Genomic DNA, 24912 nt, shown 5'->3' with positions numbered 1-24912 from the left:
TTCTTTAGTGTGCCTAAAATTCAAGGAGTGGCTCTGTGTTACACGAACAGCAAACCCCAGTAACCCCGCTAGTTATCAATGGCCCATGGACGCGCGAAGCTCGCGAACGCGCAATCGCCGAAGAAGTAAAATTAGCCTATATCGAATATTTTCGCAAAGCCGTCAAAACCCGCAATTGGTTACCATGGGATGATTTGCCACTGCGCGAGATGGAACAATATGGTCACATGCTCAGCGAAGATACCGTGACCTTGGTTGAAAGTTTCTTGGGCGTTGAAGATTATGTCGGCGATTATGTCGAGGATACCATCAACATCGTCCATGGCAAGCGCGAACGGCGTAATATTCAATTGCAATGGGGCGCTGAAGAATCCAAGCACGCCGAGGCTTGGGAATTGGTACTGTTACACTCAGGCCGCCGCACCAAAGAGCAACTAGAAACCTATCGCGATCAAGTTGCCGAGCATCGCTGGACGATGTATGAAAATCATCCTGGCTTTGACACGCCCTTGGGGGTCGCGGCCTATGCGATGGTCCAAGAACGCGCTACCTATTTTAATTATGAAGAACTGCGCAAACGGATTCGCAGCGAATATGGCTTGCCCGAACAAACCACCGAAGAAGAGCGCAAACGTGGCAAGCAAATTGGCGCAGCTGCCGCCTTCAAAATCGTTGGGGTTGATGAGATTGCCCACCACGGTATGTTTCTGCGAGTGATCGATATTTACAAGCGCTATTTGCCGTATGAAACGCTGGATATGGTGTTTCGCGTGCTGAATGGCTTCAACATGCCAGCGCTGCATATTTTGCCCAATGCCGAGGAACTGAAAGCCTCATTGGAACGCACCAAACTCTACACGCCACTCAAACATGGTCGGTTTGTCGCCAATCCAGTGCTCGATGCCATGGGCTTCAACAATAAACGCGCCCTCGAACGAGCCGTTCAACAAGCCAAACTGCTGCCAACTGGCCTTGGCCCTGAACACGTCGCAATTGGCCGCGATGGCGAATTTGTGATTTCGATGCAGCCCGACGCTGAAATTGAAGCCGCCTAATCATTGCGATTAAACGCTAGAGCGCAGGCAGTAATGATTGCCTGCGCTTGCTATTTAACCCAGCGCTCATCGCGCAACAAGAACGAAGAAGGACGTTAAGAATTGGAGATTGATGATTGTTGGGCGTTGGTATAGGCCGCCAAATCTTGTTCTTCGATTACTGGCATAAAGCGCGTCATCTCGACCATCTTAAAGATTTTTTGATGGTGCGGGCTGACGTGTAAACAAAAGACTTTATAGCCATTCTTGCGAGCAGCAACCACAAACTTCAGCAACACCGAAATGCCAGCTGAGTTGATAAACGCCACATCGGCAAAATCTAAAACAGTGATTGGTTTCATCTGGGTACAGGCATGCTCGATCGTTGCTGCCGAGACCGCATCGACGCTGTTGGTCAGAATATGCAACAGCACGACATCATCCCACTCTTCTCGTCGAATTACCGCTTGTACATCGCTCATAATAGATCTCCTAGGTTGGTCAACGCGGCCAACTCTGCTATGATCATAGTTGAGCAGACGATTTTTGGCAACCAAGCCGCATGAATTTTTGATGACAGATTTCTGATGAGAGGTCAGGGGCTAGGTTTCAGGGACTAGGGGCTGGGGATCGGCATTTAATCCAAAGACTATAGGCTTTTTGAAATCAACGTTCCCTCACCCCCAACCCCTCGCCTGCTGGGCGAGAGAGGGAGCTAGGGGGTGAGGGCATGCTAATCGGCAGTAAATCCCACCCAAATCATGGTTAACTACCTATCCTTGAAAGGAGAGGGTCAGGGGGTGAGGGCAGACTGGTCATTACCATTACAGCTAGGGACTAGGGGTCAGGGGCCAGATAAAACACTCTCAGCCATGAAACCTGATCCCGCGAGCTTCGTGCCCTTCGTAGATCAACCCTAGCCCCTGACCCTTACTTCGCTTTGAAAATCCGTAGGCGCAAACTTGTGCCTGTGCCCGAACTTTGCACTTCGTATTGATCAACTAACTCGCTGATGAGATAGGAGCCGAAGCCGCGCAGCATGCCTGCTTCGAGATTATCTTCCTCGACCACCCGCCGTTCAGTGTTGAAATGCTCGATGCCTTTGCCATGATCAATAATTTCAACTTCTAATTGATCGGCATGCAACGAGAAAATCACTTCGACCGAACCAGCCACGCCGCCGCCACCACCATGCTCGATAGCATTGGTTACTGCTTCGCTCACCGCCAGTTTCAAATCTTCGACGCGCTCACGTGGAAAGCCCATTGTGCTACCGAGTTCGGCAGCACTAGCTCGCACAACCCGCTCAAAGACCAAATCCGATGGAATATTGAGGTGAATCCGATTCATCGCGAACCTCCACGAGCCATTGCGCGGCCCTTTTGTGGTAATTGTTCCTGTTGGTTGATCAGATGTTCGTAGCGGCGCAGGTAGGCCTTACCCAAAGAACTGTTGCCAACTTGCAGATAGCATGCCCCCAAATAGTAGAGTGCTTGGGTATGACGTGGGTTGCGGCGCAGCACTTTTTCAAATAACGGTATGGCTTGGGCTGGTTCTAACATTTCTTTATAACATGTGCCCAGCATAAAGGTGGTTTCAATATCATCGGGCCAATGCATCAGTACATGGCTAAATTCGCGCGAAGCCAAATCGTAGCGGCGACGGCGGGTGTACATATAGCCCAAATCGTAGCGCAATGAATGGGCATGCGGCGCTAACTCCACTGCTTTGCGCCAAGCCGCCAAGGCCCAACTTTCATGGCCCAACACCGTGTACATAAACCCTAACAAATAGTAGGCATTAGGGTCTTTGGGCAAAAGTTGGACCGCGCGTTCAAAAGCACGCATCGCAGCATGATGTTTCTCTAAATCATAGAGCAATTTGCCCATTTGCAAGAACACTTGACCATCGTTGGGCCGCAACTTGGCGGTACTATACAAATGGTTATAGGCCTCGCGATGCTTGCCCTGAAAACGCAAAATTGCACTGATCCGCAGTCGCGCATCAACATAGTAGCGATCTTGCGGTGGAATTCGGCCATATTCTTGCAAAGCCAATTCCCAACGTCGCGCCCGCGCCAACAAATTGCCCAACAAATAGCGGGCACGATGCTCGGTTGGTCGCCATTTCAGCAAAGCCTCGTAAATCCGCTTGGCATCTTCATCATAGCCTTGGGATTTAAGGTCGTCACTCAAACGATAGTACCAATTGGCAACCTCTTGCTCCGATTTGCTAACCAGCACTTCATCGGGGCCAACGCTAGGCGAGATAAAGGTTGGCTCAACTCGCAGCGCCTCGGCAAAACAGCGCTGTGCCAATTCGTGAGCACCATGGGCTTGGTGCATCAAACCCATGTAATACAAAGGCTCGCCAGCGTAAGGCCGCAATTCACGGGCTGAAGTAAAGTGAATATAGGCGCGGCCAGCATCATCGAGCATTTGATAAGCACGGCCAAGTGCAAAATGGGCCTCGTACAAGCCATTATTATGTTCAAGCGCTTCCTTGAATGCGCCAATTGCCCGATCAATTTGGCGCATCGCGCCGAAAGCAACACCCAAATTGTAGTGGGCTTCGGCCAATTGCGGGTCGGTTTGTACCGATTCCAAATACTCACGCTGAGCCGTCGGCCAATCATCTTGAAAAGCACAGGCATTGCCAATATACAGATAGATAATCGCCCGCTCGCGATCGTAGATTTGCGATTTCTCATCGCCTTCAACATAGGCAGCGATTAATGCAGTTTTGAAATGCTCGATTGCATCAGGATAATTGGCGGCCAAATAGGCTTTGATCCCGCGCCCAAACGCAGCACCCAAGCGCGTCCCAGCCATAAAACGCTCGCTCCCAGCAAAGGTATCGAGGTCCAGCGGCATTACATTCAAAGTGTCAACATTGGTAGTCATAACAGTTCCCTTAGGACGATCCTTTGGTGGATTGGAGCAAGCGATATTCTTCGATCACTGGGCGCAATTGCGCTTGGAGTTCGCGGGCAATCCCACGGCCAAATTGGCTGGATACCATTTCATTCAGCGGGCGCAATAACTCTAAACATTGGTCGGGTGTGCGGGTTGTACCAACCAAGCTCAAGGCTTGCCACCACTCGTCAGCAGTGATTGGCCCAACCACATCGGCCACAATGCTATGCATTTCATCAAGCAAATTGGCCAAGCGCCGCCGGACTAGCACCATCGTCACATCATCGTGTTTAAGCTGGCCTTGGGTCCATGCGCGAACTTCGCTCAGCACGCGGGCCATCAAGGCGCGAGGCTTGAGATGGCCAACTGCTTGTAACAGGCTTTGAAAACGCGGGTAGCCATACAATACTTGGTGTTCGTTGGTCGCTTCAACAATACCATCAGTGTACAACATGACTGAATCGCCATAGTTCAGTTGTAAGATGGATTCACTATAACAATCAATTTCCATAACCCCAAGTGGCACACCTGACGTTTCGATTTCAATCACTTGATTATTGATCACAATCAGATAATTGTGACCAGCATTCGCCAAGTGCATCATGCCCGTTTGCGGGTCGATTAAGGCATAGAGCATCGTAACCATGCCTTGGGGCATTTCTTCGATCAAAATATTATTGACTGCCGCTAGGGTTTGGCCTGGCGATTGGCCGCGCCGGACTTCAGCCCGAAACACGGTTCGTGCTACCGCCATCCGCAACGCCGCAGGTAAGCCCTTGCCGCTCACATCGCCAATCATAATTCCCTGCGAGCCGTTGACCGCCAAAAAATCATAGAGGTCGCCGCCAAGCTCACGCGCTGGCAATGAGACCGCGCTCATTTCCCAGCCAGGCAGGCGCGGCACGGTTTCGAGCATCAAGCCCTGTTGCAAATCTCGCGCCAATTGCAAATCTTGTTCCAGTTCAGCTTGGCGTTGGTCGGGTTCAGGCGCTACGGGCGGGGTTGGTACTGGTGGCTCAAGCAGAACCGCCACACGACCTTGGGCGCGGTGACTGAGCAGTGAACTATAGATTGCTGATTGTGCTTTTTGCATAGTTTTAGAATGTTCCTTGGCTGGCTTCTAATCCGCCAATCCAGCGTTCACAAGCAGAACGCAGCCACCCCACGGCAATTCCATCAATAACCGTACTACTTGAATGCTGCGCCAATTTGCGCAAGGCATGTTGATAATAACGTAAGGCGGCGGTTGCTCGCCCTTGATGGCGATAACTTTCAGCTAAATGAAAGGCAATCGTTGGCGAATCGGGCACTAAATAGCTGGCTCGCTCAAGATAATTAATCGCTTTATCCCATGCGCCTTGATTGAGTTCAATCATGCCCAGCACGACATAGGCAGCATCTTGCAGCACATCAAGCTCTAATGCCCGCCGCGCCTCAGCCGCCGCTTGCTCATGCTGCCCAAGATCGGCGTGCAATTGCGCGGCTAAAGCCAAAATTGCTGGCTGGCGCTGGTTGGGCGCAATACTCGCCAACAGGCTTAATCCACGTCGCTGCTGGCCTTGGCCGCGCAATTTCCGTGCTTCATCCAACAAGCTCGTCACATCGGGCGGCTTAATTGGGCTGGCTGGCGCTAATGGCCGCGTACTTGGGCGTGGCCGCGCTGGTACTGGCTCGGCTGGCTTATTCAGCGGCTTGGTGATTGGTCCTTCGCTCAAGTTGGGGCGTGGTTTAGGCTGACCATCGCCTTTGCGATAGATGAATGCCCCAGCCACCTCGACCGTTTCAAAGCGATCAAAAATGCCCCACAGCGACTCGGAAAAGCCCAAGAGCAGATAGCCACCAACCGCCATCGCCGCATAAATCCGTTCGATCAATTGGCGACATGTTTCCAGCTGAAAATAGATCGTGACATTCTGGCAAAATACCACATCAAGTTGATAGGCCCAATGTGGCAGGGCATCCAGCAAATTGTGCTGCTCAAATTGTACCAAGGATCGCACGGCTTCGCTGACACGCAACGCTCCGTTGGCCTGCTGCTCAAACCATTGTCTGTAGTCGGCTTGCACATTTGTTAGCGAACGGCCACGATACTCGGCGGCAATCGCTCGCTCCAAGGGCACATTGCTCAAATCGGTGGCCCAAATCGAAATTGGGCGGCTCGGCGGATTGCCCCATTGCTGCAAGGCCACCATGGCCATGCTATAGGGTTCCTCGCCAGTTGAGCAGCCAGCACTCCAACAGCGTAATGGTCGCAAGGGCGAACGCGAACGCTGCAATTCAGGCAGAATATGCTCACGCAACGCTCGAAAATGGGCTGGGTTGCGAAAAAATTGGGTTTCATGGTTAGCTAAGCGTTCAGCCAACCATTGCAACTCGCCGCCATTAGTGGGGTCTTGAATTCGCAATGTATAGGCAGCGGGGCTAATTTGTAATTGCCGATAACGCTCCTGAACAAGCATACGACCTTGGCGCATACGACTATCATCGAGATATAAGCCAGCCCGTTGAGCCAGATAATCGCGGATGATCATCCATTGTTCAGTGCTCAACTCGCTCATCGACGTTCAGTTTCGCTGAGCAACGCCACCAAACGCGGTGCAATCAGATCAGCAGCTAAAAATTCCATGGCAGCCCCAGCTTCCTCTGCCGCCCGTGGCATGCCCCAAATTGCGCTGGTGGCTCGATCCTGAGCGATCGTGCGAGCGCCAGAGCGGCGTAAAGCCAACAATCCTTGCGCTCCATCGCGCCCCATGCCAGTCAACAGCACCCCGATCGTTTGTTTGGGCAACACTTTGGCAGCTGATTGCATGGTCACATCGACTGATGGATAGAGCAAATTATCGGGTTCGGTTTCCAAATGCACCGTCCAGGTAGCATCAACCCTCAAATGATGGGTATCGGGCGCAACATAGACATGACCATTTTTCAAGCTGCCACGATGTTGAGCCAATTCCACCGTCAAGGGCGAATGATTGTCCAACCAGTCTACCATTGTACCAACAAATCCCTCAGCGATGTGCTGCACAATGATAATGCTTGCGGGGATGCTCGCAGGCAGGCTATGCAGGAGTTTGTATAACACTCGTGGGCCGCCAGTCGAAGCCCCAACCACAATTAGCCAACGTTGGCTTGGCGGGCTAGCCGAAGCCAATAATAAGGGAATATTAGTTTCGGTTGTTGGTGATTTGCGCCGTCGCCCGCGCAAATGGGTCAGCACTTTAACTCGCGAGAGTACCTTGACCCGCTCCAACAGCCGCATGCGATTGGCCTCGCCTTGGGCTAGGGTCAGGTCGGTTGGTTTCTCCCAAACTTCCAAAGCCCCAGCATTGAGCATTTGAAAGGTTAAATTACGATCATGGCGGGTCAATGATGAAGTAATCACCAAAATCGGCGTAGGATGATAGGCCATAATTTCTTCGGTGGCCTGCAAACCATCCATCACCGGCATGCGCACATCCATCGTGATAATATCGGGTTGCAATGCTGCCACCAATTGCACCGCCTCACGGCCATCACGGGCCTCGCCAACCACTTGAATCGCGGGATCACTGGCTAAAATAGTGCTGATGACTCGGCGCGAAACCGCCGAATCATCGACAACTAACACTCGAATTGGTGCAAGCGGCCCTGTCATCATTACATACCCAACAACAGTTTGACCCGATTGGGCAAATCGAGCAAATCAAGATCTTTGTTGAGATAATCGTCAACCCCAGCTTCAAAGCCAGCCCGTTTATCATCCATCGAAGTTAGCATGATAATTGGCAGCTCTTCAAACAAGGGATTGGCGCGTAACTGACGGCAAACCTCATAGCCATCAATTCCAGGCATCTGCACATCCAACACCACCAAATCAGGCGTGAGATCGCCGATTTTTTGCAGCGCTTCCTCGCCGCTGTAGGCCAAATCGACAGCATAGCCATACATTTCCAGCCGCATTTTGACAATATCGGTAACCAGTTTGCTATCGTCAACAACTAAGATGCGTTCACTCATTGAAAAACTCCTCGCAGGGGAATATAGGCCTTCAGGGCTGCGCTATTTTAGCGGCCAAGTAATTGATGAATCGTTTCGAGCAAGTTGCTTTGATCAAACTGGCTTTTGACGATATAGGCTTGCGCACCAGCCAACAAGCCTTCACGCCGATCGCTATCGCGGGCCAAGCTGGTGATAATGATAATTGGCAGTTGGCGCAAACGGTCATGGGCACGCACACGGCGGGTTAGCTCAAAGCCAGTTAGCAACGGCATTTCAACATCGCTTACCAGCAGATCGTAGGAATTGTGATTGAGCTTGTCAAGCGCATCTTGGCCGTTAATCGCCGTTTCAACCACATAGCCCGCCGATTGCAGCATGGATCGGAGCAGTTCGCGGGTGGTAAATGAATCTTCCGCGACCAATAATTTGGCAGGCTGGAGCTTGGTTGGCGCTGGCAAGGCAACTGGTTTGCCCCATTCACGTGCCCGCGCCGCAATCGCCAAGGGATTGAGCACTAACACCAAACGCCCATCAGGCAGGGCAATCGCGCCAGTACACAAACGTTGTTCATGCAACAATGCGCCCAACGATTTAACCACCACCTCACGTTCATCGACCAATTTATCGACCAACAAGGCCAATGGGCGATTAGCTGGCCCCAAAATCACCAAATTGGAAATATCCGATGGTTGCGGCAAGGGGCCACGCTGCTCAAGCAAGGGCGCAAGCGCTACAATGCTCACGCTGCGCTCATCAACCCGCACGGTTGGTCGCCCTTCGACGGTCTGAATTTGCCCGCCAGCAACCCGCCGCCCACCTAGACAAGCAGTCGAAGGCAAGGCATAGGTTGTGCCAGCCACATCAAACAACAACACGCGGGTGGTTAGCAAGGTAATTGGCAAAATCAGCGTGAAGGTCGTGCCTTGGCCAAGCACCGAATGCACATCGACCCGCCCACCAACCTCGGTCACTGCTGCCCGTACCACGTCCATGCCAACGCCACGGCCTGAAACATCGGTGATGATTGCGCTGGTGGAAAAACCAGGCTGCCAGATCAACTCCAAAGCTTCTTCATCACGCAAGCGAGCCGCTGTATCAGCCTCGATAATTCCGCGTTTAATTGCAGTTGCCCGAATCACCGCTGGATCGATGCCACGGCCATCGTCGCTAATAATAATTTCAATCGTGCCGCCCAACGAGCGAGCTTCTAAACGCAAGCTTGCTTCGGCAGGCTTGTGGGCTTTCACCCGCTCATCGGGGCTTTCGATGCCATGATCAAGCGCGTTGCGCACCAAATGCACCAACGGATCAGCCATTAACTCAATCACTTTGCGATCGGCCTCGGTGGTTTCGCCTTCGGTGATTAAGTTAACTTCTTTGCCCAACGAACGAGCCAGCTCGCGCACGGCCCGAGGAATTGGTGCAAACAAACCAGCGACTGGTTGCAAACGGGTCGCCATCACCTCAGCCTCAAGTTCATCGACCAAGGCCTCACTGGCGGCGCTATGGCTGCTCCAACGCTCGGTTAGCAAACGCAACTGATTGCGGGTCGATTGGGCCAGATTTTGCAATTGGCTGGCTAATTCGCTGGCCTCGCGCCGTTGCTGAAAGGTCACCCGTTGACCCGTCAAGCGTTCGCTCAATTGTTGGCTCAGGCGCTCACTTTTGGTCAGCAATTTATCCAAAGCCTCAAGATCAGCGACATGCTCAAGGTGCAATTGGCGGGTTACGACCAACTCGCCAGCGGTATTCAACAAACGATCTAAGCGCGAAATTGGCACACGCACGGTTGAACGGGTGCTACTCACCGACTTGGGGGCTTCGGCTGAGGCTGATTTTTTGGGTTTGGCAGGCGCGGCTGGCTTAGCAACCGCTGGTTCGGGCTTGGGTTGCTCAAGCACTACTGGCTCAGGCTCTGGTTCTGGTTCGGTTACTGGCGCGACAATCGGCGCAGCAGGCAAGCTTTCGCCAGCAGCCAAGGCATTCAGTTGCTCAACCAAACGATCAACGTTGGGGTCGGTTGGCGGTGGCTCGTTGACTTGGGAATTCAACACCAGCAATACATCAACACTGGCCAGTAGCACATCGTTAATGCTCGAATTCATGGCTAGCATGCCACTGCGCAAGGCCGAAAGCAAACTTTCCATGGTATGCGCCAACCGCCCCATATCGACTTGACCCAGCATACGCGCCGAACCTTTGATCGTATGCGCCGCCCGAAAAATCGTATCAATCGCTTCGCGATCGCCTGGGTTTGACTCCAAGGCCAATAAGCCTGTGGTCAAGGCCCGCACATTCTCTTCAGTTTCTTCGCGAAACTGGCCAAAAAATGCTGATAAATCAAAACCGCCCATGCGATAGCTCCTCGCTTAGCGTGTATGTGCCTCGATGTTGACCAACGAATGCAAGCGATTTGCAATCGCGGTGAGTTTGGATGCGGCATCGGCAGTTTGGCGCGAACCAGCCGCCGTTTGACGTGAGACTTCGGCAATTTCACGCATGGTTTCAACAACTTGCTCCGATGCAGTTTGTTGTTGAGCGGTTGCTAGGCTAATTTCTTGGGCTAATTGAGCGGTATGTTCGCCCAACACCACAATTGAATCCATCTCTTGGCCAGCACGATGGGCCAAACTGACCCCTTGTTCGACTTCTTTGACGCTCTCTTCGGTGGCTAGCACTGAGGCGTTGGTCGCAGCCTGAATTTCGGCAATCACATCTTTGACTTCGCGCGAGGCGGCCAACGTGCGATTGGCCAAGCTCTTGACTTCGGCGGCAACCACGGCAAATCGCCGACCATGCTCGCCAGCTCCAGCCGCTTCGATCGCCGCATTCAAGGCCAGCAGGTGGGTTTCATCGGAAACATCATCGATCAAGGCAATAATTTCGCTAATATGATGCGAACGTTCGCCCAAACTCAAAACCCGCGAAGAAACCTCTTGCACCCGCTGCTTGATCCGCTCCATGCCTTGAATTGCTTCATCAACCGATTGCTGACCCATGGCCAACGAGGTCAAGGTTTGTTGGGCGGCTATGCTGACTTGATCCGAGGCGCTAGCAATTTGTCGCGCGGTAAAGCCCAATTCTTCGATGGTTGATGAAACTTCTGCCACAGCCGAGGCTTGCTCAGTTGCCCCCGAAGCTTGTTGCTGCGAGGCTGCCGATAACTCGGTGGCGGCAAACGAAAGATCAGTGCCAAGCTCGATCTGCTGAATATTTTTCTCGATCAATTGTTCATTGGCCCGCATCAAATCGGCTGTCCATTGCTCGCTTTTTTGCGAATATTCAGCCAAAGCACGGCTAAAAATCGTGGTCAGCACAATCGTGGTAGCCAAGCCAACAAAAAACAGCACCGCACCAACCCCATAGACCCCGGCGTTATTGGCAGCGGTCAGGGTTGTCACTTGAAATGATTCAAGGTTGCTCTTGAACAGTAATAACAGGCCATAAGCCAAAGTAATCGTAACGCCATACGAGACAATTTCGCGCCATGTTGCGACCAAACCGACAATAAACAGCATCACCAGCAACAGCGAGACAATCAGGCTTTGATCGATGCCGCCATAACGCACGGCACAAGCCAAGGCTGACAACGAAATTGTGCCAATTAAAACATAGGTAACAATTTGATCTTGGCCTTGATTAATCATGCGCAAGCTGAACAAGGCAATCAACCAAACCGCGCCCATCGAGACAAACAAAACCCCAAGCGCATCCCACAATTGCGGATTATTGCGTTCGTAAATCCACGCCACCAAGACCACTAAAAAAGGCACAACCAAGGCAGCCAAGGCAACAATCCGCATAATCACGCGGCGGCGATCAGCCAAATTCGTAAAATCGAGCGAGAAAAGCGAACCTAAATTCGCCATGAGCAGACTCCTTGGCACTGGTCTAGCGCTTGGCGTGTACCAGCACAAACAGTTCAAGATCAAGCATGAGGCATGGGCGTTCATCGAGCATAATAATGCCCAAAATGCTGGGGTCGAGCAAACTATCGGAAACTAGGCTTGGCAGTGGTTGCAGGCTCAAGGCTGTGCTAATCGGGTCGCCCAATTGATCGACTACCACGCCCATGGCTGTTTGCCCAACCACAAATAAGGCTAAGCGATTGGCTTGTTGGCCAATTGGCTGCTGGAGCCACTGATTTAGATCAATGACATCGATTGGATTGGTTTGCTGAACCACGCTGCTAATTGGTTGCCCGCTATTGGCAACATAATCCACACCAACCAAGGCGGTTTGGCGAATCAAGACCGTTTGATCGCCAACATTAACTGGATAAAGATCGCTGACAATGACTGGATTAACCATTGATCGACCCAAGTAGAGCATTAAGATCAAGCCAAGTTGCAAACCCAAATGGCGTTGGCAGCAAACCTCGGCTCGCGACCGTTCCACGATGGGGAGTTGGCTCGGCCAAACCCACATCCAAGGTCAACATATCGATCACCTGATCAACCGCAATTGCACAATCAATCTGTTCGTGAACGAGCAAAAAACGACTACGCCGAGTTGGGGTAATTGGCTTCATGCCTAAAACCACCCGCATATCAACCACCGTCAGCAGCACCCCACGTTGATTGATAATACCCATAATTGCCGTCGCAGTGCCTGGAATGCGAGTTGGATTACGCCAACGTTCGATGCCACGCGCCTGCTCAACTGGCAAAGCAAACCGTTCTTGATCGAGGATAAAAACCACAAATTGCGCCAATTGATCCTCAACTTGGCTCACAATAGGCTCCCGCATGATTCAATAATGGTTGTGTGGCTCAATTGAGCAGCAACCAAGCATTGAATCATCACAAATGGCGCGTTCTAAAGCAGCAAATCGTAGCTTAGCATAGTCGCAAGGTAGCCCAACTGTCAAGCGTACTAAAGCAAGTAATTTATAAGGATGAAGGATGAGGGATGAGGGATGAAAGCAAAGAGAAGGGGCTATATAGGCTATTGACTATGGGCTATACATGTTTCAGGCAATTCGTGGCGAAACACTCAACCTTCGCGATCTTCGCGTTCTTCGTGGTTTCAGTTCTTCGTGTCCTTCGTGCTCTTCGTGGATCAACGTGATCTCCGATTCCTAGCGTTAAATCCCTAGCGCCTAGGCCTGATAGGCTTGTAATTGGCTAATTAAATTATGGCCAGTAATTGGCTTGGCTAAACTCAAGCGGCCAGTGGTTCGGGGTTGGGGCAGATCGGTCAGCAAAATATAATTCTGATGATCGCGGCAATTGAGGGCATTGCTGTGTTCAATGGTAATCGCTTCATCAAGGATGATAAATTCTGGCTGATATTGCTCGTTCAATTGAGCCGCGAGGGTGCAGGAATCGGCTTCGTAGACTGTATAGCCTGCCCGATGAAGATGATATTTCATAAGCGTTCGGGTGATCCAGTCGGGATCAACCAGCAAAACAGTCTTTAGCATACTTAACATCCTTATAGCGATGGATCATTTGGGCAACCATCACCACCACTATAAGAATGTAAGTTTACGAGTAAGATTACAAGCCGCGCCGTGGTTGTACGTCAAACACGTAGCCCACGCCACGCACAGTTTTTAAGTAGATCGGCTTCGATGGATTGTCCTCAAGTTTGGTGCGCAACGAGCGAATTCGCACCCACAACGAGGATTGATCGCCCTCTTCGCCCAAACCCCACGCTTTACGTAACAGGGTTGTGGTTGCCACCGCCACGGTTGGCGTTTGGAGCAGCAAATACAACACTCGTAGCTCAATCGGCTCCAACGGAATGGCCTCGCCCTTGCGCAACAGAATATGCTGACCAAAATTGACCGAAAGATCTTCGTCAATCACCACCAACTCGCCTGGATGCAAGCCACCTTCATACGATTTGGTCAGCAGTTTGTTGACCCGCGCTCGCAATTCAGGGTAGCGATAGGGCTTAGTCATATAATCATCGGCATGCTGCTCAAGGCCGCGCACGGTCGTAGCCTCATCAGAAATCGAGGTCAGCATAATTACCGGAATTTCCACATAGCGCCGCAAACGGTCGGATAGTTCAAAGCCAGTCATACCAGGCATCATCAAATCGAGAATCGCCAGATCAGGCCATGAACTTTCGACCATGGTCAAGGCCGATTGGCCTGATTCTGCCGCCATTACTTCAAACCCATCGTTAAGCAAATTGCTCACGAGCGTGCGGCGAATAATCGTGTCATCATCAACTACAAGAATACGCCATCGTGCTGGCATTAGAGTTTACTCCTTCCAAGGTAGTTGCACGGTGACCGTCGTCCCCTTGCCTACTTGGCTATCCACGCTAATTGTGCCGCCATGAGCACCAACTGCTAAATTACAAAAGGTCAAGCCTAAACCAGTGCCCCGCGATTGGGCGGTAGTACGACCTTGATAAAATTTATCGAAAATATGTGGAATATCTTCGGCAGCAATCCCCTGCCCCGTATCGCTGACGTTTAGGGTAATCAGTTGCTGCGCTTGATCAATCGTTCCAACCACGCGAATTGTACCACCTGGCCTTGTCCATTTGATGCCGTTGCTGACCAGATTGGCCAATACGCGCACCATTTTATGCTCATCAAGCACCACCAATGGCTCGGCTGGCAGATCAAGCTCAAAGCTCAGTTGTTGTTCAACCGTAATTCCCAATACTTGCTCGCTCAGCAATTCACCCAAACGTTGCAAGCTGGTGGTTTCCTTGCTAAGCATCAAGCGGCCTGCCTCAGCCTTGTAAACATCAAGCAAATCGTCGATCAGGCGTTGTTGGGCAGCTCCGGCTCGAAAGCCAAGCTCGACAAACAATTTGCCATCATCGTCAAGTTGGGTGGTCATCAAGGCATCGAAGCAGCCAACCATGCCCGCCAAAGGTGCGCGTAAGTCATGGGTCAGCATCTGAATAAAACTATCGCGGCTATCTTCAGCTTCGCGCAAACGAGTGTAAACCGCCGCATTGGTCAAGGCCACGCTTAATTGATCAGTCAAGGCTTTGATCAGGGTTTCTAGCTCGGTGCGGAAGAAGTTGCGTTGGGGATGCACCAAGATAAATACGCCGATAATCGTATTTTGGGCATAATTATGCAATGGCAAGGCCAGCGCCGAGCCAATTTCCTCGCGATCATCATAAAAATGCTTCCAGCGGGGATCGTTTTGGGCATCTTCGACGATTTGGACTTCGCCAGTGCGCAAGGCATACGAGGCCAAACCTTCACGCAACACCGCCTGAATCGCTTGTTCAGCCTCGGCAGGCGGCAAATGCGGTCGAAACAGAATTCGCCGCCAAACCCGATTTTGATCATCAAGTAGCAAGACGCTACCACGGCTGGCTCCCAACAGCTCGTTGATCGCATTCAAGGCTTCGGGCAGCACTTGATCAATATCCAACGAGCGATGCAAGGTTTGCGAAACCCGATAGAGAAAGCGCAAACGTTCTTGTTCACGATGGAGCGCCCGTCGCGTATGCTTCAAACGCAACAGCACCCGCATACGAGCCAGCAATTCATCACGATTGACGGGCTTGGTAACGTAATCATCAGCGCCCAAATCCAAACCAGTTACCGTATCGGCGGTGGTTTGCTTGGCCGAAACAAAGATAATTGGAATAAATGGCAGATGATTACGTTCACGAATCGCCTGAAGCGTTTGATAGCCATCCATCTCCGGCATCATTACGTCAAGCAAAATCAAATCGGGAACTTGTTGTTCGAGCATGGTCAAGGCTTCGAAGCCGCTGCGAGCACAGGCAGTAGCATAACCAGCGCGTTCTAACATCCGCTGTAACACCATCACATTGGTGGTTTGATCATCCACAATCAAAATTAGTTCGGGTGTTGCTTGCATTCCTGTGCTCCATCCATGCGCTGAAAATTACGAAGCCGACGCTAGCTCAGAAAGTTCCATCCAGCGTTCGTAGCTTTGTTCTAGGGTTTGGCTGACCTGCTCAAGTTCGGTGTGCAACCGGGTATAGGCTTGATAATCGCTACCTGCGTTATTCAATGCTGCATTCAATTCGTTTTGGCGGGCTTCCAAGTTGGCGATAGTTTTTTCGAGTTCGCTTAATTCGCGTTGCTCTTTGAAGCTCAGTTTACGCGGTTTTTGCTCGCGTGGCCGCTCTTGAGTTGACGGTTTGGTTACAGCCTTGAGGGTTGCTTGCTCACGTTCGTAGACTTCACGATAGGCCGAGTAATCGCCTGGAAAGTGACGAACCTTGCCATCGCCCTCGAAAATCAGCAAATGATCAACCGTGTTATCGAGAAAAGCCCGATCGTGCGAGACGATAATCACTGCGCCATTAAATTGCTCAATGTATTCTTCCAGAATCGCAATGGTTTGCACATCAAGATCGTTGCTGGGTTCGTCGAGCAGCAACACATTGGGATTGCGCATCAGGGTTCGCAATAAATAAAGGCGGCGGCGTTCGCCCCCCGATAAGCTGTGGATATAATCCCAGTGCTGATTATTGGGGAACAAAAAGCGCTCAAGCATTTGGCTGGCGGTGCGCAAACCCTCGCCTGTTTGCACCAACTCAGCGCCATCACTGACATAATCGATCAAGCGTTGGTTGGGGTTAAGATCGCTGCTACTTTGATCGTAATAGGCCACGTGGATAGTTTCGCCAACCACTAATTCGCCACTATCGGGTTGTAAACGGCCTGCGATCAAATTGAGCAAGGTCGATTTACCAACCCCGTTGGGGCCGATAATTCCCAGCCGATCGTCGCGAGTAAGCTGATATTCAAAATTGCTCAACAAGGTTTTGCCAGCAATTTGCTTATTCAGGCCATGCATTTCGATCAGCTTTTTGCCAATCCGTCGGCCTGTCGATTCAAGATCTAACGTGCCACGTTCTTGACGACGCTCTTGGTTGATCAAGGCATTGGCGCGATCGACGCGGGCTTGTTGTTTGGTGGTTCGGGCTTGCGCACCTTGACGCAACCAAGCCAATTCGCGGCGCACCTCGTTGCGATGGTCAAGCTCGGCCTTGGCACGTTGGCGTTCGCGCTCAATCCGCTCGACCACAAAGCGCTCGTAATTACCAGGGTAGGAGAAGAGTTGATGATCTTCAAGCTCAACAATCGCCGTCACCACCCGATCCAAAAAGTAGCGATCGTGGGTGATCAACAGTAACGCGCCTTGTAAATTGGCTAAATAACCCTCCAGCCAAGCTACGGTGGTTGGGTCGATATGGTTGGTTGGCTCATCGAGAATCAGCAAATCGGGCTTTTCGATCAGCACCCGCGCCATCGCCACGCGCTTGCGTTGGCCGCCAGAGAGCGTGCCAAGTTGGGCATCAAGAGTGGTAATGCCAAGTCGCGAAAGCACCGTGCGAGCGCTCAACTCAGTATCCCAAGCATCAAGCGTGGTCAGCCGTTCGCTCAATTCGGCAACAGCGGCCAGCGTTTTAGCATCGTTCGGGTCTTGCTCAAGCTGCACGCTAGCGAGCGTATATTGGCTAAGTAAGGTTGCGCCTTCGCCTGCCGCCGCATACACATATTCCAACACCGTTTGGTTAGCATCCATCGGCGGATCTTGAGCCAAATAGCCAATGCGACAATCTTTACGCAAAGTTACGCGGCCAGTATCTGGTTGTTCTAAACCAGCAGCAATTTTTAATAAGGTCGATTTACCACTGCCATTGACCCCGATTAAGCCAATTCGATCGCCGCTTGCTAAGCCCAAGGAAATATTTTCAAACAACACTTTAGGGCCATAGGCTTTGGAAATAGTTTCTAAATTGATAATGTTCATGCATTCCTAACACATCTAGCTTATGGTGCAACATCCTGTGCACACCGAAACCCAACATTGATATTGGCAAGGTCGGGGCGGAACGAATTGCGGCCTGTGGTATGTGCCGACATCAGATCATCGAACCACGAACCACCGCGCAACACCCGCGAACCTGCTCCAGTCGGCAACTCGCGCCCATCATTGGGATGATACGGATAGGGAATATACAGCGATTGCGTCCATTCCCACACGTTGCCTGCAAGATCTAGTGTGCCATAGGGGCCAGCGTTTGGCAATGTGCCAACGGGCATAGTTCGGCCTGGCCCAAAATCCTTGTTGTTAAGCAAACTCGCATCAGCTTGATCGCCCCATGGGAAAATCGTGCGCTGATCGCCACGCGCCGCTCGTTCCCATTCGGCTTCGGTCGGCAATCGCTTACCACGCCATTCGCAATAGCTGCGGGCATCATCCCAGGTTACATTGACAACTGGATGTTGGCTCAGCGAAATTGGCACGGTGCGATCTGGCAGCCACAACGAAAGCCCAACCGGATCAAATGAATTGGTCGGGGCGGCACGATCAGTCGCATTGATAAATTCAGCATAGGCTTGGTTGGTCACTTCGGTACGATCAAGATAAAAGGCCGTGGTCGAAATTGGGGTTGCTGGTTCTTCGTTTTGCAAGCCTTGCCAGTCATAGACTTCTTTGTAATGCGCCAAATCTTCGGCGGTTGCACCCATCGTCCAGCGCCCGCCCGCAATAAAATCCATGCCTTCGGGCACATAAAAATCGTTGGTCACACAGCGAAAGCCAATAATATTCAAGGGCAATTCAGGGTCGCGCCGTTCGCGCACCGCCGCGCGAGCATTCTCAGGATTCGTGCCACTAAAACTGCCGCGCACAATTCGCGAGCCAGGTTGGGTTGGCACTTCACGGCCATCAGCAGCATTATAGGGGTAAGGCAAATCAAGGCTGCTCGTCCATTCCCAAACATTGCCTGCTAAATCTAAAACGCCTTCAGGTGTAGCGCCATTGGGATAACTGCCAACTGCTTGGGTATCGCCAGCAACTCCAGCGCCCCAAGCATTCAGCAAACTGGCATCCCACTGGTCGCCCCATGGATAGATACGGCCTTCAGCGCCCCGCGCCGCCCGCTCCCACTCGGCCTCGCTAGGTAAGCGTTTATTTTGGGCTTGGCAATAGGTCAACGCTTGTTGCCACGAAACATTAATCATCGGATATTCAGCATATTGGGCGTTATCGTAATAATCAGCGACCGTCAGCGAACTACGATCAACTGGCTCGCTACAGCGTTGTTGCTCGACACAAGCACGATAGGCTGCTACCGTCACCTCAGTGCGATCAATATAAAAGGTTGGCAGATAGCCGCGACCAACTGGCTGCTCGTTAGGTGAGCCAGCATCGCTGCCAATCACAAATGTGCCACCAGGAATCGCCAGCATCCCCGGAGGAGCTGGCCCAATCACGATCGGCACAGCTGTGGCTTCGATCGGAGTCGGCTCAGCTAGGCTAGGCGTAATTTGGGCCACGCTGGTTGGCTGAACTTCCGGCGAAAACACGCCAAAGGTGCGGGCCAGCAAGAAGCCAATTAAGCCAAGGCCAACCAAGGCCAGCGCCAGCCACCACCAATTTGCAGCTTTGGGTTTGGCAATCGTCGCTTGATGTAGCACCGTGGCATCGGGCAAGGCGGCAACCTGATTTTGATTTAATGAATTATCGACTGCCATTTGAAAATCGCGCATCGATTGATAACGATCAGCAGGATCAGGATGCATAGCTCGATGCAGCACCTCACTCAAGGCAGGTGGCACAGTATTACGCAAATTATGCGCCAATGGCGGACGGGTACTTTCACGTTTGGCTGGCTCAAAACGGGTCAACAATTCGTGAATCACCATCGCCAAACTATAAATATCCGAGCGATGATCGGTTTGGCCGAAACCATATTGCTCAGGCGGCGCATAGCCAGGCGTGCCATAAATCACCGTATCGCCTTCTTGGCCATGTTTGAACAAACGAGCGATACCAAAATCGATTAGGGCAATTCGGCCATCGGGGCGCAGCATAATATTCGGCGGCTTGAGATCGCGATAGATAATCGGTGGATTTTGATTATGCAAGTATTGCAGCACGTTGGTCAATTGGCGCATCCAATCGATCACCGTTTCCAAGGCCAATGGCTCAGCACGCCCTTCCATTTCGGCGCGGAGCGTTTGGCCCTCGACATATTCCATCACCAAAAATTCATTCTCGTCATGGCGAAATTGGTCGATCACGCGCGGCAAATTGGGGTGGCTCAAGCGTGCCAAGAGCGAAGCCTCGCGCCGAAACTCGCCAACGGCGCGTTCCCAAGCATCGGTATCGCCTGGTTGATGCAAACCCGTCATCTCTTTGAGTGCGACTGGAGCATCACCAAGCCGCCGATCGGTTGCCAAATAGACTGCCCCCATGCCACCACGGGCCAACGGGCGTACCACCACATAGCGATCAATCAATACATCGCCATTGGCAAGGCGGCCAGTCCAACGGGGTAGACCAGCACCACACTTGGGGCAAAAGCGTGCCCCAGTTTTTAATTCGGTTGAACAGCGTGGACAAACCATGAATTCAGCCTCTTGTGCAGCAGCATTGTCATCCTATTGTAGCACCCCGATCAAGCCATCTCAATCGTTGGAATGCGCTATTTAGCACTGATAACCAGCTGAAAACCCTTGACACTCAACCCCTAGAGGGGATTCGCCTTGGATAACCCAAGCCGACAGGCAAGCTGGCCCTCGTTGATCGCTACTCGCAAGCGTTTGAGGTTAAAACGACTGCACCTCTATTCTTAGCACAATTGAATGAGCACGATCTGGTCTAGCACTTCCATTTATGATCATTGACTTATCGTTCCAACATATGCTATACTTCGCTGTAAGCAGGAGTATGAGACGACTTATGGCAGGCAAGAAAGCATTTGAGCCTCAACGGGTTCTCGAAAAAGCCATGAACGCCTTTTGGGAACGTGGGTACGAAGGGCTATCAATCGAAGATCTCGTCCAAGTTACGGGAATCGGGCGCGGTAGCCTCTATGGAACGTTTGGCGATAAACATGCGCTGTACCTAGCGGCGCTTAATCAGTATACTGCCGCTATTAAAGCCCAAACTATGACTATTTTGGCGCAAACTGGCTCACTCCAAGTTGTATTAGGCCAGCTTTTCCAAGCCCAGGTTGATGCTTTGCTGCACGACCCAGCGCGGCGTGGCTGTTTTTTGGTTAATGCATCCTTAGAAATAGCTCCACATGATCATGCGGTTAACGGGATTATCCAGTCGGCATTGAATGAGTTCGAAGAAGCACTCTATCGACTGCTGATCAAAGCGCAGGTTGCAGGTGAGCTCTCGTGGCAACACGATCCCCATCAATTGGCGCATTTCTTGGTAGCAACCTTTGTCAGCCTGCGCGTGCTAGCGCGGAGCCAACAACAGCGGGGAATGCTCGACGATATCGTGAAAACAGCTTTATCGATTTTCAACTAAATTTTTTTGACTTCATGTTTGAACGATTATTCAAACATAACCATTCGTAAAGGAACAGATTAATGACATCGCAACAAAAGGTCGTGCTCATCACAGGCGCATCATCGGGGATTGGGCAAGCAACAGCGGAACTGCTAGCAGCCCATGGCTTTCGGGTCTTCGGCACGAGCCGCAACCCGATTTCGAACAAGCACTCATTTACTTGGCTACCGCTGGATGTCCGCTCGGACGACTCGGTGCATGCCGCAGTTCAATCGCTGCTAGGCCAGACTGGACGACTTGACATCCTCATCAATAATGCAGGTTATGTGCAGTTTGGTGCGGTTGAGGAGAGTAGCATTGCCGATGCGCAAGCTCAGTTCGACACCAATCTGTTCGGTGTTATTCGCATGATCAAGGCGGTAATGCCGATTATGCGACAACAAGGCAGCGGACGCATTATCAATGTTAGCTCAATTGTCGGGCACATCGCGCCTCCATATGGTGGCCTGTATAGTGCGAGCAAATTTGCCCTAGAAGGCCTGAGCGAATCTCTTAGCGCCGAGGTTCGGCAGTTTGGCGTGAGCGTCTCACTAGTCGAGCCAAGCTATGTGAATACCCCGATTGTCACCCAGCCGCCGACTACCCTGATTAATGACTATACCCTTGGTCGTCAGCGTGCGCAGCAAAGCCTCGCCACAAATGCTAAGCAGGGGCTGGAGCCTGGCACGGTGGCTCGCGTAATCCTGCAGGCCGCAACTAGCAAACCCCGTCTGCGCTATCCCGTTGGCGTGGATGGAACCATCGCCCTGATGCTCCAGCGTGTGCTCCCCGAAGCAGTATTTGAGGCATTCAAACGCCGTCTGTTCAGCGGTGACAAGACCGCTGCCTAGGCTCGTGAACTGCGAACGGCAGCACGCTGATAGGAAACGAAATTCCCATCAGCAGCACCAAATACAACAATAGGAGCAACACATTATGATGAAAGCCTTCTTCATCGAGCGCTATGGAAACAAGGATCGTGTGCGGGCTGGCGATCTGCCAATTCCAGAACTGCGGGATACTGATTTATTGATTCAGATCCACGCCGCTGGCGTTAACCCGTTGGATAACAAAATCAGGGATGGCGAGTTCAAAGCTATCTTGCCATATCGCTTCCCACTTATTTTGGGCAATGATGTCGCTGGGGTTGTGGTTAAGGTCGGAGCAAAGGTACAGCGATTCAAGCTAGGCGATGAGGTCTATGCTCGGCCAGCTGCCGACCGCATTGGAACCTTTGCCGAATTCATTGCAATCAACGAAGCTGATGTCGCGATCAAGCCCAAAAAACTGAGCATGGCCGAAGCAGCTTCCTTCCCGTTGGTTGGCCTAACCGCTTGGCAAGCCTTGATTGAGCAAGCACAGCTCAAAAAAGGCCAAAAAATCTTCATCCAGGCCGGTTCTGGCGGAGTTGGGACAATTGCAATTCAGCTGGCCAAACATGTGGGAGCGATTGTCGCAACAACCACGAGCAAGGCAAATTTCGATTTTGTGAAGCGCCTTGGGGCCGATATTGTGATTGATTACAAGACCGAGGATTTCGAAACAATCCTGAAGGACTATGATGTAGTCTTGAATAGTCAAGAGGGAGCGATCGTCGAAAAATCGCTTCGCGTGTTAAAGCCTGGCGGAACGCTAATCTCGATTTCAGGGCCGCCTGATCCCACGTTTGCGCAAGAAATTGGCGCGAAGTGGCCTATTCGCATGCTTTTGCGCTTTTTGAGCTATCGCATTCGCAAAAAAGCTAAACAACGGCAAGTACGCTATTCATTTCTGTTTATGCGGGCGCACAGCGAGCAGCTAAGCGAACTTAGTTCGTTGATCGACGCTGGAATTATCCACCCCGTTGTGGATCGGAGCTTTGCCTTTGAAGCAACCAAAGAGGCCTTGGACTACGTTGAAACAGGCCGCGTAAAAGGCAAGGTCGTCATCACGATGCGCTAGCCGCGCTTTGTTTAGTAGATGGGCACATTTTTCTGTTAAATGATGTCCATCTATGGATGTTGATTAAGCGTCATTCCTAGCGCCTTCGCTGCCAGCTGATGCATCATCGCCTTTAATTCAGAGGGTTGGCGAATAGTAGCTGGCAGATCGATTTGTAACAAGCGGTGGGCAATCGAGGTTAATTCGTAGGTTTCCCGCCGCCAAATAATCCCAACCTCACTTTGCTCAAAGGTTCCGGCTGCGGGTGGCAGCACATGGCGCACCTGTTCCATGGTTGCTGCAAAAACAATCTCAACCGCATATGGCCCTGCCATGGTGGCCAACGTGGTGTGCATATGGTGTAACGCATCGAAATCTTGGGGACGCTCAAATGACTGATTAAGCAACTTTAGCTCTTGAATGCGATCAATGCGAAACGTGCGCAGATCATTGCGTTGGTGGCAATAGCCAACGCTGTACCAATACCCTTGATAATAGACGATGCCATAGGGATCAAACACCCGTACCGATGCATCCCCATTGTATGTTTGATAGCTCAGCCATACCTGCTGGCGCGTATGCACCGCCACACTTAAGCTGGCGACGATGCTTGGCTGCAAGAGGGCAGGCGGTGGAGCAACATGAAACGTAATCGCCTCTTGAAAAGCCCGTACCTGATCAAGCAGAATTGTTGGCATAACCCGTTCGAGTTTGGCGATCGCACCCTCAATTGCGGTCGCATCAACAGGAAATTGCAAAGCGTGAATCATGCGCAATCCCAGTACCAGCGCCAATGCCTCAGTCGGATTAATCATCAGGGGTGGGATGGTATAGCCGCGCCCAAGATAGTAAGCACCATCAGGGCCGCGTTCAGCCTCGACCGGAATTCCCATATCTTGGAGCATCACCACATAGCGACGCACGGTGCGTTGGCTAATTTCGAGGCGGCTGGCAAGTTCAGCACCGCGCATTCGCTGATGCGATTGTAAGAGCTCAAGGATGGTTAACAAACGGGTTGTTGGGCTATACATCGATTTAGAGTTCCTTGAATTAATTAGGTCTAATTCTGACCGCATTATACATTATACTCACGGAGTAAGATCAATTTATGAATGACTGACACAGCAAATAGTGACAGTCGTGAATGACCAAGGAGCAAATTATGACGATCGCTGTTACCCCTCATCTCAACTTTCATGGCAATGCCCGTCAAGCGCTTGAGTTTTATCAGGCTGTGTTCGAAGGGGAGCTTGTGCTTACCACTTACGCTGACGTTGGTGCACCAAAAGACACGCCGATCGCTGATACGATTATGTGGGGACAAGTAACGACGGCCAGCGGTTTCCGGCTGATGGCCTACGATGTTCCAACCACAGAGCAGCTACCCGCACTACAAACCGTGACTTCCCGCGCCCATGGGCTAACGCTGACTCAAGCATCATTCTTTATCTCGCTCCGTGGGCAACAGGTTAACGAGGTTATGGAGTTGTGGGCCAAACTGGCTGAGCAGGCAACAATCATCGAGCCGATTACCCAAACGCCTTGGTCACAGCTATTTGGCATGCTTACCGATCGTTTTGGGATTACCTGGGTTGTCGATGTGGTATAGCGGTTAAAGCGCCAATTAATCTATCTAACCCCCTAATCAGCATCTCTAGCATCCGACGGAATAGATTCGCCCTGAAAAGCAGGCTATTCCGTCGGCTGGAACTATTGATGGTTAATAGGCTAGACTACACCAAAAAACCGAGCGATTAATTATTGTTAACTTTTGACCCCATCCACCGATTAAGATCACCC

The 24912-nt window shown here is 51.5% G+C and carries 22 protein-coding genes; 5 read left to right on the top strand and 17 right to left on the bottom strand.

The genetic code is table 11. From position 1 onward, the window contains the following. Positions 1-35: 35 nt before the first annotated feature. Positions 36-1055, top strand: coding sequence for a ferritin family protein (locus tag DEF47_RS11630; RefSeq protein ID WP_012188289.1), 1020 nt, complete (start codon positions 36-38; stop codon positions 1053-1055). Positions 1056-1150: 95 nt separating this feature from the next. Here DEF47_RS11630 and DEF47_RS11625 read toward each other — a convergent pair whose 3' ends face one another. The 16 genes from DEF47_RS11625 to DEF47_RS11550 form a co-directional block, all read right to left on the bottom strand. Continuing rightward, on the bottom strand, positions 1151-1516 hold the full coding sequence (locus DEF47_RS11625; protein ID WP_012188288.1) for an STAS domain-containing protein: 366 nt from the start codon (positions 1514-1516) through the stop codon (positions 1151-1153). Between the two features lie 448 nt (positions 1517-1964). Continuing rightward, on the bottom strand, positions 1965-2384 hold the full coding sequence (locus DEF47_RS11620) for an ATP-binding protein (RefSeq protein ID WP_012188287.1): 420 nt from the start codon (positions 2382-2384) through the stop codon (positions 1965-1967). Next, positions 2381-3937, bottom strand: coding sequence for a tetratricopeptide repeat protein (locus DEF47_RS11615; RefSeq protein WP_012188286.1), 1557 nt, complete (start codon positions 3935-3937; stop codon positions 2381-2383). The genes DEF47_RS11620 and DEF47_RS11615 overlap by 4 nt, the downstream gene beginning before the upstream one ends. Positions 3938-3947: 10 nt before the next feature. Beyond that, complete coding sequence (locus DEF47_RS11610; RefSeq protein ID WP_012188285.1) at positions 3948-5042, bottom strand: PP2C family protein-serine/threonine phosphatase; 1095 nt, start codon at positions 5040-5042, stop codon at positions 3948-3950. 4 nt (positions 5043-5046) lie between these two features. Beyond that, the gene (locus DEF47_RS11605; protein WP_012188284.1) at positions 5047-6507 is read right to left on the bottom strand and encodes a CheR family methyltransferase; all 1461 of its coding nucleotides are present in this window, start codon (positions 6505-6507) and stop codon (positions 5047-5049) included. Beyond that, positions 6504-7586, bottom strand: coding sequence for a chemotaxis-specific protein-glutamate methyltransferase CheB (gene cheB, locus DEF47_RS11600; RefSeq protein ID WP_012188283.1), 1083 nt, complete (start codon positions 7584-7586; stop codon positions 6504-6506). Before cheB ends, DEF47_RS11605 begins: the two co-directional genes overlap by 4 nt. After that, on the bottom strand, positions 7586-7945 hold the full coding sequence (locus tag DEF47_RS11595; protein ID WP_012188282.1) for a response regulator transcription factor: 360 nt from the start codon (positions 7943-7945) through the stop codon (positions 7586-7588). The genes cheB and DEF47_RS11595 overlap by 1 nt, the downstream gene beginning before the upstream one ends. Positions 7946-7992: 47 nt before the next feature. Beyond that, on the bottom strand, positions 7993-10281 hold the full coding sequence (locus tag DEF47_RS11590) for a hybrid sensor histidine kinase/response regulator (RefSeq protein WP_012188281.1): 2289 nt from the start codon (positions 10279-10281) through the stop codon (positions 7993-7995). 15 nt (positions 10282-10296) lie between these two features. Beyond that, a complete protein-coding gene (locus DEF47_RS11585; RefSeq protein ID WP_012188280.1) occupies positions 10297-11796 on the bottom strand; it encodes a methyl-accepting chemotaxis protein in 1500 nt (499 codons plus the stop codon). A 22-nt stretch (positions 11797-11818) separates the two neighbouring features. Then, entirely contained in the window at positions 11819-12238 is a 420-nt protein-coding gene (locus tag DEF47_RS11580) for a CheW domain-containing protein (protein WP_012188279.1), read from the bottom strand. Beyond that, positions 12231-12662 carry a chemotaxis protein CheW gene (locus DEF47_RS11575; RefSeq protein WP_012188278.1) on the bottom strand — a complete coding sequence of 144 codons (432 nt, stop codon included), beginning with the start codon at positions 12660-12662 and terminating at the stop codon, positions 12231-12233. Before DEF47_RS11575 ends, DEF47_RS11580 begins: the two co-directional genes overlap by 8 nt. 366 nt (positions 12663-13028) lie before the next feature. Beyond that, positions 13029-13352 (bottom strand): ANTAR domain-containing protein, encoded by a 324-nt coding sequence (locus DEF47_RS11570; RefSeq protein ID WP_012188277.1) that lies wholly within the window; start codon positions 13350-13352, stop codon positions 13029-13031. A 76-nt stretch (positions 13353-13428) separates the two neighbouring features. Beyond that, positions 13429-14139: a response regulator transcription factor gene (locus tag DEF47_RS11565; protein ID WP_012188276.1), complete on the bottom strand. Its 711-nt coding sequence runs from the start codon at positions 14137-14139 to the stop codon at positions 13429-13431. A gap of 6 nt (positions 14140-14145) precedes the next feature. Further along, entirely contained in the window at positions 14146-15741 is a 1596-nt protein-coding gene (locus tag DEF47_RS11560; RefSeq protein ID WP_012188275.1) for a hybrid sensor histidine kinase/response regulator, read from the bottom strand. A gap of 27 nt (positions 15742-15768) precedes the next feature. Then, complete coding sequence (locus DEF47_RS11555) at positions 15769-17649, bottom strand: ABC-F family ATP-binding cassette domain-containing protein (protein WP_012188274.1); 1881 nt, start codon at positions 17647-17649, stop codon at positions 15769-15771. 20 nt (positions 17650-17669) lie between these two features. After that, positions 17670-20255: an SUMF1/EgtB/PvdO family nonheme iron enzyme gene (locus DEF47_RS11550; protein WP_012188273.1), complete on the bottom strand. Its 2586-nt coding sequence runs from the start codon at positions 20253-20255 to the stop codon at positions 17670-17672. A 322-nt stretch (positions 20256-20577) separates the two neighbouring features. Between DEF47_RS11550 and DEF47_RS11545 the strand changes: the two genes are divergently transcribed. From DEF47_RS11545 to DEF47_RS11535, 3 genes are all read left to right on the top strand, one after another. Beyond that, positions 20578-21171 carry a TetR/AcrR family transcriptional regulator gene (locus tag DEF47_RS11545; RefSeq protein ID WP_287045139.1) on the top strand — a complete coding sequence of 198 codons (594 nt, stop codon included), beginning with the start codon at positions 20578-20580 and terminating at the stop codon, positions 21169-21171. 62 nt (positions 21172-21233) lie between these two features. Next, the gene (locus tag DEF47_RS11540; RefSeq protein ID WP_012188271.1) at positions 21234-22043 is read left to right on the top strand and encodes an SDR family NAD(P)-dependent oxidoreductase; all 810 of its coding nucleotides are present in this window, start codon (positions 21234-21236) and stop codon (positions 22041-22043) included. A gap of 88 nt (positions 22044-22131) precedes the next feature. Then, positions 22132-23133: an NADP-dependent oxidoreductase gene (locus DEF47_RS11535; RefSeq protein WP_041305323.1), complete on the top strand. Its 1002-nt coding sequence runs from the start codon at positions 22132-22134 to the stop codon at positions 23131-23133. Between the two features lie 50 nt (positions 23134-23183). Here DEF47_RS11535 and DEF47_RS11530 read toward each other — a convergent pair whose 3' ends face one another. After that, positions 23184-24143, bottom strand: a complete 960-nt coding sequence (locus DEF47_RS11530; protein WP_012188269.1) for a helix-turn-helix transcriptional regulator — start codon at positions 24141-24143, stop codon at positions 23184-23186. A gap of 131 nt (positions 24144-24274) precedes the next feature. Between DEF47_RS11530 and DEF47_RS11525 the strand changes: the two genes are divergently transcribed. Next, entirely contained in the window at positions 24275-24721 is a 447-nt protein-coding gene (locus DEF47_RS11525) for a VOC family protein (protein ID WP_012188268.1), read from the top strand. The last annotated feature ends 191 nt before the right edge of the window (positions 24722-24912 follow it).

The organism is Herpetosiphon sp., assembly GCF_003512625.1.
Classification (GTDB): domain Bacteria; phylum Chloroflexota; class Chloroflexia; order Chloroflexales; family Herpetosiphonaceae; genus Herpetosiphon; species Herpetosiphon aurantiacus.
This window is presented reverse-complemented; position numbering and strand designations above follow the sequence as displayed.

What these genes read in the sequence shown, in the direction of transcription:
- DEF47_RS11625 (WP_012188288.1), bottom strand. Translation starts at nt 1,516, where the DNA reads ATGAGCGATGTACAAGCGGTAATTCGACGAGAAGAGTGGGATGATGTC.
- DEF47_RS11620 (WP_012188287.1), bottom strand. Translation starts at nt 2,384, where the DNA reads ATGAATCGGATTCACCTCAATATTCCATCGGATTTGGTCTTTGAGCGG.
- DEF47_RS11615 (WP_012188286.1), bottom strand. Translation starts at nt 3,937, where the DNA reads ATGACTACCAATGTTGACACTTTGAATGTAATGCCGCTGGACCTCGAT.
- DEF47_RS11610 (WP_012188285.1), bottom strand. Translation starts at nt 5,042, where the DNA reads ATGCAAAAAGCACAATCAGCAATCTATAGTTCACTGCTCAGTCACCGC.
- DEF47_RS11605 (WP_012188284.1), bottom strand. Translation starts at nt 6,507, where the DNA reads ATGAGCGAGTTGAGCACTGAACAATGGATGATCATCCGCGATTATCTG.
- cheB (WP_012188283.1), bottom strand. Translation starts at nt 7,586, where the DNA reads ATGATGACAGGGCCGCTTGCACCAATTCGAGTGTTAGTTGTCGATGAT.
- DEF47_RS11595 (WP_012188282.1), bottom strand. Translation starts at nt 7,945, where the DNA reads ATGAGTGAACGCATCTTAGTTGTTGACGATAGCAAACTGGTTACCGAT.
- DEF47_RS11590 (WP_012188281.1), bottom strand. Translation starts at nt 10,281, where the DNA reads ATGGGCGGTTTTGATTTATCAGCATTTTTTGGCCAGTTTCGCGAAGAA.
- DEF47_RS11585 (WP_012188280.1), bottom strand. Translation starts at nt 11,796, where the DNA reads ATGGCGAATTTAGGTTCGCTTTTCTCGCTCGATTTTACGAATTTGGCT.
- DEF47_RS11580 (WP_012188279.1), bottom strand. Translation starts at nt 12,238, where the DNA reads ATGGTTAATCCAGTCATTGTCAGCGATCTTTATCCAGTTAATGTTGGC.
- DEF47_RS11570 (WP_012188277.1), bottom strand. Translation starts at nt 13,352, where the DNA reads ATGCTAAAGACTGTTTTGCTGGTTGATCCCGACTGGATCACCCGAACG.
- DEF47_RS11565 (WP_012188276.1), bottom strand. Translation starts at nt 14,139, where the DNA reads ATGCCAGCACGATGGCGTATTCTTGTAGTTGATGATGACACGATTATT.
- DEF47_RS11560 (WP_012188275.1), bottom strand. Translation starts at nt 15,741, where the DNA reads ATGCAAGCAACACCCGAACTAATTTTGATTGTGGATGATCAAACCACC.
- DEF47_RS11555 (WP_012188274.1), bottom strand. Translation starts at nt 17,649, where the DNA reads ATGAACATTATCAATTTAGAAACTATTTCCAAAGCCTATGGCCCTAAA.
- DEF47_RS11550 (WP_012188273.1), bottom strand. Translation starts at nt 20,255, where the DNA reads ATGGTTTGTCCACGCTGTTCAACCGAATTAAAAACTGGGGCACGCTTT.
- DEF47_RS11545 (WP_287045139.1), top strand. Translation starts at nt 20,578, where the DNA reads ATGAGACGACTTATGGCAGGCAAGAAAGCATTTGAGCCTCAACGGGTT.
- DEF47_RS11540 (WP_012188271.1), top strand. Translation starts at nt 21,234, where the DNA reads ATGACATCGCAACAAAAGGTCGTGCTCATCACAGGCGCATCATCGGGG.
- DEF47_RS11535 (WP_041305323.1), top strand. Translation starts at nt 22,132, where the DNA reads ATGAAAGCCTTCTTCATCGAGCGCTATGGAAACAAGGATCGTGTGCGG.
- DEF47_RS11530 (WP_012188269.1), bottom strand. Translation starts at nt 24,143, where the DNA reads ATGTATAGCCCAACAACCCGTTTGTTAACCATCCTTGAGCTCTTACAA.
- DEF47_RS11525 (WP_012188268.1), top strand. Translation starts at nt 24,275, where the DNA reads ATGACGATCGCTGTTACCCCTCATCTCAACTTTCATGGCAATGCCCGT.